The 6557-nt window shown below is 43.8% G+C and carries 7 protein-coding genes; all 7 read left to right on the forward strand.

The features are described from left to right. Positions 1-568: 568 nt before the first annotated feature. The 7 genes from ABHV44_RS16000 (at position 569) to ABHV44_RS16030 (ending at position 6442) form a co-directional block, all read left to right on the forward strand. Positions 569-2719, forward strand: a complete 2151-nt coding sequence (locus ABHV44_RS16000; protein WP_459075728.1) for a TonB-dependent receptor — start codon at positions 569-571, stop codon at positions 2717-2719. Between the two features lie 208 nt (positions 2720-2927). Further along, on the forward strand, positions 2928-3572 hold the full coding sequence (locus ABHV44_RS16005) for a tetratricopeptide repeat protein (protein ID WP_459075729.1): 645 nt from the start codon (positions 2928-2930) through the stop codon (positions 3570-3572). A 125-nt stretch (positions 3573-3697) separates the two neighbouring features. Continuing rightward, positions 3698-4897: a site-specific tyrosine recombinase/integron integrase gene (xerA, locus tag ABHV44_RS16010; protein ID WP_459075730.1), complete on the forward strand. Its 1200-nt coding sequence runs from the start codon at positions 3698-3700 to the stop codon at positions 4895-4897. A 51-nt stretch (positions 4898-4948) separates the two neighbouring features. Continuing rightward, entirely contained in the window at positions 4949-5203 is a 255-nt protein-coding gene (locus tag ABHV44_RS16015) for a hypothetical protein (protein WP_459075731.1), read from the forward strand. Continuing rightward, positions 5200-5607, forward strand: a complete 408-nt coding sequence (locus ABHV44_RS16020; protein ID WP_459075732.1) for a hypothetical protein — start codon at positions 5200-5202, stop codon at positions 5605-5607. Before ABHV44_RS16015 ends, ABHV44_RS16020 begins: the two co-directional genes overlap by 4 nt. Positions 5608-5766: 159 nt before the next feature. Then, positions 5767-6138, forward strand: coding sequence for a hypothetical protein (locus tag ABHV44_RS16025; protein WP_459075733.1), 372 nt, complete (start codon positions 5767-5769; stop codon positions 6136-6138). After that, the gene (locus ABHV44_RS16030; RefSeq protein WP_459075734.1) at positions 6125-6442 is read left to right on the forward strand and encodes a hypothetical protein; all 318 of its coding nucleotides are present in this window, start codon (positions 6125-6127) and stop codon (positions 6440-6442) included. Before ABHV44_RS16025 ends, ABHV44_RS16030 begins: the two co-directional genes overlap by 14 nt. The last annotated feature ends 115 nt before the right edge of the window (positions 6443-6557 follow it).

Raw genomic sequence — 6557 nt, forward strand, 5'->3', positions numbered from 1 at the left:
AGTAGGCACAGTAGAATGCAAAAGCCTTTTTCTATGTGTCTAATGTGAGGTTGATCAGGCTGCATCCGATTTGGGAAAGTAGCTAAGGCACATAAGCGAGAAACCATCGATCGGCCGGCTATGTGCCTATTGTTTAGTTTTCTGTTTTGAATAGCGAAACTCGCAGCTACGGTATGTTTCTCACAGAGCGCGCAGAGCTAATACAGAGATCACGGAGCCTGCAGTTAAGATCTTTTTTAACATACTGAAAGAAGTTCATCACAGGTTTTAGAAATTAAGAGTATTCATGAAGGTCTGCCGTACCTACGGCACTTGCTTTACAACATCGCAATCTACCCCGGGTTGAAACCCGGGCTACAATGTCGGCCGTGGCTCTGCCACTACCAGAATCACCTCAATTACCCTCTTCGTTTCAGTTTTCCGCTGTTGTAGAGCCATTCCAACCTTCGCTGAAGCTGCGGTCGGCAAGCGTAATTCTTATACGGTTCATCATCAAAATTCTACGGTTCAGTAATTTATCTTTTCGCAGCGGTAATGCTTGAAGGACATTTGGTGAAAATTCAACACCATGACTCGATTGCTGACCATCTTTTTAGTTCTCTTTTCATCTTTCGCCTCTGCGCAAACCACCATTTCCGGAATCGTAACCGACCAGAAAGGCAACTCACTTCCCGGTGTCAACATTTACCTGAAAGACACCTACGATGGAGCATCATCAGACGGAAGCGGTCAGTTTCGATTTTCTACATCTGAGAACGGGACTCAGTTGTTGGTCTTTTCGGCCATGGGCTATAAAAAAGTGGAGCAAGAAATCGACTGCTCAGGTGAGCCGATTGAGTTGAAAATCACACTCAAAGAAAAAATCAACGAGCTGACAGCAGCCACTATCGTTGCCGGTTCGATGGAAGCCAGCGATGAAAAGAAAAACGTGGTTTTTAGCTCGCTCGATATCGTTACCACTCCCGGAGCCATGGGCGATGTGGTTGGCGCAATGAGTACGTTGCCTGGAGCATCTACAGTTGGAAATGACGGCCGGCTGTTTGTCCGCGGTGGTAGCGCTTCAGAAACCGGAATTTACTTTGACGGAATGCGTGTGTCGAACGCTTACGGAAGCAGGCTGAACAACGTCCCCACCAGAAGCCGCTTCAATGCCAACCTTTTTAAAGGATCGTTTTTCAGTGCAGGTGGTTACTCGGCAGAATTCGGCCAGGCGCTCTCCTCCACTCTGGCGCTCAACACCATCGACATGCCGGTGCGCGACCAAACAGATCTCGGGTTCACCAGTGTTGGACCATCGGTTAGCCACACCGAAGTTTTCGGGTCGCAGGCGGTGACCGGTTCGGTGAACTACACCAACCTGCAGCCCTACATGCAGTTGGTCGATCAAAACCTCGAATTCGACAAAATGCCCCGAGCTCTAACTGGCGAAGCGCTTTACAGAAACAAGGTGGGGAAAAACGGACTCTTCAAATCGTACTACTCCTACCAGCAAAGCGAAGTGGCCATTTATCAGCCTCAGCCGGGAAGCGAAGACAGCGAGCACCTTTCGCTGGACAATCGCTACCATTTTGCGAATGCAAACTACCGCCACCTGGTGGACGAAGACTGGACGCTTTTTGCCGGTCTCTCCTACTCCGACAACAAAGACGACCTCTCGCAAAGCGGAACCAATCTGGAGCGATTGAACACCTTGCTCCACGCCAAGATTTCTGCCGAAAGGTACTTCTCTGACCGTGTGACTTTGCTGAGTGGCGTGGAATGGTACCGATCGAAATTTGAAGATCGACTGACAGATCTCGATCAGAGTCGCGGTTTCACTAACGATCTATTCACAGCATTTTCGGAAGCAAAATTTTACCTCAGTCAATATCTGGTTTTCCGAACCGGTTTCCGCGCTGAGCACGACCAACTCACCGAGGAGGTAACGTTGGCACCGCGATTTTCTATGGCCTGGAAAGTAAACGAGCACGGCCAGTTTTCGCTTGCGGGTGGTTCTTTTTATCAAAATCAGGAAGACGAATACCGCACACAGCTCAACTCGCTTGAAGCAGCTCGTGCTGATCACTACATGATCAACTACCTGCACACCTCCAACGGAAGAACATTTAGAGCTGAACTCTTTCACAAAAACTACGACCAGTTGCTTACTTTCAGCCAATCGCCAGAAGGTCAGCTGGAAAATCTCTCTGCAGCAGGAGCAGGCTACGCTCAGGGCTTCGATCTCTTTTGGCGTGATTCGCGAACTGTCAAAAACACCGACTACTGGATTACTTACTCATTTATCGAAAGTGAGCGCGAGTACCGCGATTTTGAAGAAGCCGTGCAGCCGTCTTTCTCACCGAAGCACAACTTTTCGGTCGTGGTAAAACATTGGATAGAAAAGCTCAACAGTCAGCTCGGTGCCGGATGGTCGTGGAATGACGGTCTACCTTACGACAACCCGAACCTTCCCGGTGAGATGGAGTCGAAATCGAAAGCCTACAGCAGTTTCAACCTAAACTGGAGCTATTTGCCCAAGCCAAATTTGATCATCCACCTGGCGTGCTCCAATGTTTTTGGAAGAGAAAACGTGTTTGGCTATCGCTATGCCGATCAGCCCGGAGAAGGCGGTCAGTTTGCCTCAATGCCCATCGACCAGACGGCCGACAGGTTTTTCTTCCTGGGCGTTTTCCTCACCCTCTCAGACGATGAAAAAGCGAATCAATTGAATAATCTTTAAAAACCTAGTCAGAAGATGCACCCATTATTCTCAAAAATATATAGTCCCGCTCCTCTTGTCTCGACTCTACTTCGATAAAACTCAGCACAAGCGCTCGACAACCGGCAATCGCGCGCTGGCCGATTCTCGAGCGGAGTCGAGAGATCTGTGAAAGAGCGAGCTGAAAAGAACTTTGAATGTCCATAAATAAATCCAAAACCCAATAACAATGAAAAATGTAAGTATACTTTTTATCGCCCTAGTTATAACCGGATGCTCTGCCCTTGCCACAGCCGGAGGCTACGAGAAATCCATGCAGACGAACATCGACCAGCTCGACACAGCGCGCTCGGCCGAATCGATTTTAGCTATTGCCAACAGCTTTGAGCGCATTGCCAATGCTGAAGGTGAAAAGTGGCTGCCCGCTTACTACGCAGGCTACACGCACATCTATCGCAGTTTCTTTTTGAAAGGCGACAAACCCGCTGCCGAAGCGGCCCTCGACCAGGCCGAAAAATGGGCCGGAAAAGCAGTTGAAACTGCTCCCGGAGAAGACGAGGTTTACGTGTTGCTCGGCTACATCGACATGATCAGATTGTCGCTAGATCCCGCCAGCCGAGGACAATCGATGACACCAAAAGTGATGCAGCAGTTTGGCCGGGCTATGGAAATGGATCCGCAAAACCCCAGAGCCATGGCACTGATGGCACGCATGAAAATGGGAACAGCGCAATTTTTTGGACAAAGCATGGAAGAGCCCTGTGGGATGGCCCAGGCCAGCTTGAAGCTTTTTGAAGCCGAAGAGCCCGCACCACTCCACCCGCGCTGGGGAAAAGAACTCGCCCTGGAAATGGTAGAAGGCTGCAAGAAGTAGCCATTAGACTGATCACTTAGGTTTTATTTCGAAAGCCCTGTCTGCCGAAAAGCGGATGGGGTTTTTGAATTGGATAGATCATCATGTTTTACCAAAGCCACAGTTTTACTAATTTGGTAATCGTTATGCCACTAACTGAGAACCAACCTACAAATGAAAAGTCGATTGTGCTAAAGCGATTTTTCCATCGCGGAGCGAAGCATATCGGACTCTTTTTCGATTATGACAATGAATTGATTACCATTGCCAAATCGCTGAATGCGAAGTGGACCCGAACACACAGATGCTGGTACCTACCTGAAGAGGAAAGCACCACCCACAAAATCATAAATGCTTTTAGAGGAACTGTCTTTGTGGATGCAAAGGCACTTTACGGAGGGCGAGAGCCTGTGATCAAAAAGCAAGAAGAGCCTCCAAAGCCAAAGAGGAAGAGACATAGTTTTTCTGATGTGAGTCTACCTGAAGGATATTTGGAAATGTTGAAACACGTCAACTATTCTCAAAACACGATCGACACCTACTGTTCTTATTTCAGGCGTTTTATTGCGCATTTCACACCGCTAATTCCAGAAGAAATAAGTGATCGGGAAATTGTGAAGTATGTAGGTGAAATTTCGGAAAAGAACAAATACAGCAACAGCACCAGGGGACAGATCATTAGCGCCATCAAGTTTTACTACGAGAAAGTTTTAAAGCAAGACAAAAAGTTATTTGACCTACCGAGGCAGCGAAAAGAAGATAAGCTTCCACAAGTGTTGAATGAACAGGAGGTTGAACAATTAATTAGCGCCATTGACAATCTGAAACATCGCACAATTGTTTGTCTGATCTACTCCACGGGCATAAGACGGAGTGAGTCTGTAAATCTTAGAATTAGTGATTTGGACATTCCTAACAAAAGGATATATATTAGAGGCGCAAAGGGCAGAAAAGACAGGATTTCGATTTTGAGTAATACATTGATAAACATACTCCATAAGTACTTTGAAGTTTACAAGCCGAACTATTGGCTGTTTGAAGGGCAAGGCAGGAAAAAATACTCAGCCGGTTCTGTAGGAAAAGTAGTGAAAGGAGCAGGCAAAAAGGCAGGACTTCAGGTAGACGTTACACCACATGTGCTCCGGCACAGCTTTGCAACACATTTGATGGACCGAGGAGTAGACACTCGCATTATTCAGCGTTTGCTTGGACACAAGTCCCTGAACACAACAGCAATTTACACCCATGTCAGCAACAAGAATTTTGCAAATATCACAAACCCTCTGGACAACCTTTACGGAGATAAACAACTGATTTACAACAAACATAAAAACAAACAACCATAATTGGATATAGTGCACAGTCACTTTATCAATAGTTGTATGCAAGCTAAAAAAATGAAAACCATAATAACGACAGTAATATTATTCGGACTTTGTTTCTACTTGACGGCATATTCAAGTGGACATTTTGTGGTAATGACCATTCCAATTCTGATTCTCATAGGAGCTTTAGCAACACTCTTAATTTCGATTTGGACAAAAGGGGAATTTTGGCAAAGACAAATTAAAGCCTCTAAAATTGCATTTCCACTTTCTGCAATGGTTTTCTTAATTGGTTATTTCTATGAAACCTTAAAAGTTATGATATGAGCAGAGTAATCCTGAAAACATTATCAATAATTGGACTAGCATTTTTAACCGTTGTACTATTCGTTTTTGGACAAGTCCCATTAATTGAAGGGAAACACCTATTGGATAAATATATCGACACTGAATTTGCAGAAAGTTATAATCCAGAAAAATTTGAGCAAATTGAAATTGGGATGAAACTTGACCAAGTAATTAACTTAATCGGAGAACCTCTCTACAAAGGAAACGGTTACAAAGACACTTTGAACACAAACTATTACTACACCGGAGATGGAAAATTATTACATGAAACAAAAGACAATGGACAAAATGGCTATGATGACTTTGCTTGGTATAGGTCTACTGTTGAAGTAAATTCAGAAAATATTGTAGTCTATATTGACAAGGGATGGAGCCATGATTAAAAAAGAAAAAAGCCAGCATACAACAAAGCATATAGCTTATGGCGGGTGAACGGCAACCAGCATGGTTTTCGCTCCGTAGCCACCTTTAGTTTCGGTGGACAAGAAAGTGCTTCGAAACCGCCACAAGCCATATGCAAACCGTTGTAGCCAATTAAAAAAATGAAAAATCACAGTCAATTTTTACCTGACCAAAAGGCAAGAAAAAGTTTAGCAAAAAAACTAAGTTTAAAGTTTGATGAATCAATGCAGGATTGGGAATATGAAATTGCAGATTCAAATCGCATAGCAGAATTTATTGAAGAATACGACAAACCAGAGACAACTGATAAAGAAAAGGAATCTTTGATGGAAATGATAATTGATAGTACAAATGACATTTTTGACAAAGCCAACAATTTGGAAATCGAAAAATTCTTACAGCTAATAAATGAAAGGCTAATAAAATCAATTGACTTACATAAAGGGACTTTAAATTATTGGAAATCCAACGATTTCGAAATTTCTAAAAAGTTAGCAAATGTTGAAATTTAAGCTTTGGTTAGAATTTGAAGAAGTTGACCCAGGAAATTGGGACACTGACAACGAGTTTGCTAATATTCACGTGGACTTACCTGACGGCAGGCATTATGGAATTAATGTATGGACGTATAAATTTTTTGAGACTTCGATTAAGTTGGATATGGAGAACGGTGATAATTTAAAAGGTCTTTATCAAACTCCACCTGACTTGTTCGTAAAGGAATTGACGAGAGATTGCATTGAAAAAACAATTTCTGACTTATTAGACAAAGGCGATTTGGAAGATGTTTTAAATCCAACTGTAATTGATAAATAAAAACTGGCTACAACAACGCATCCTATGTAAAGCCCTCAGCTCACTCTAAAAGTAATAAATAATATTTTTCTATACTCTTTTATGTCATTGTAGTTGGTGTTGGGCTGTTGGGTTG

This window comes from Halocola ammonii (genome assembly GCF_049334165.1).
Lineage (GTDB): Bacteria > Bacteroidota > Bacteroidia > Flavobacteriales_D > Sanyastnellaceae > JBEGHD01.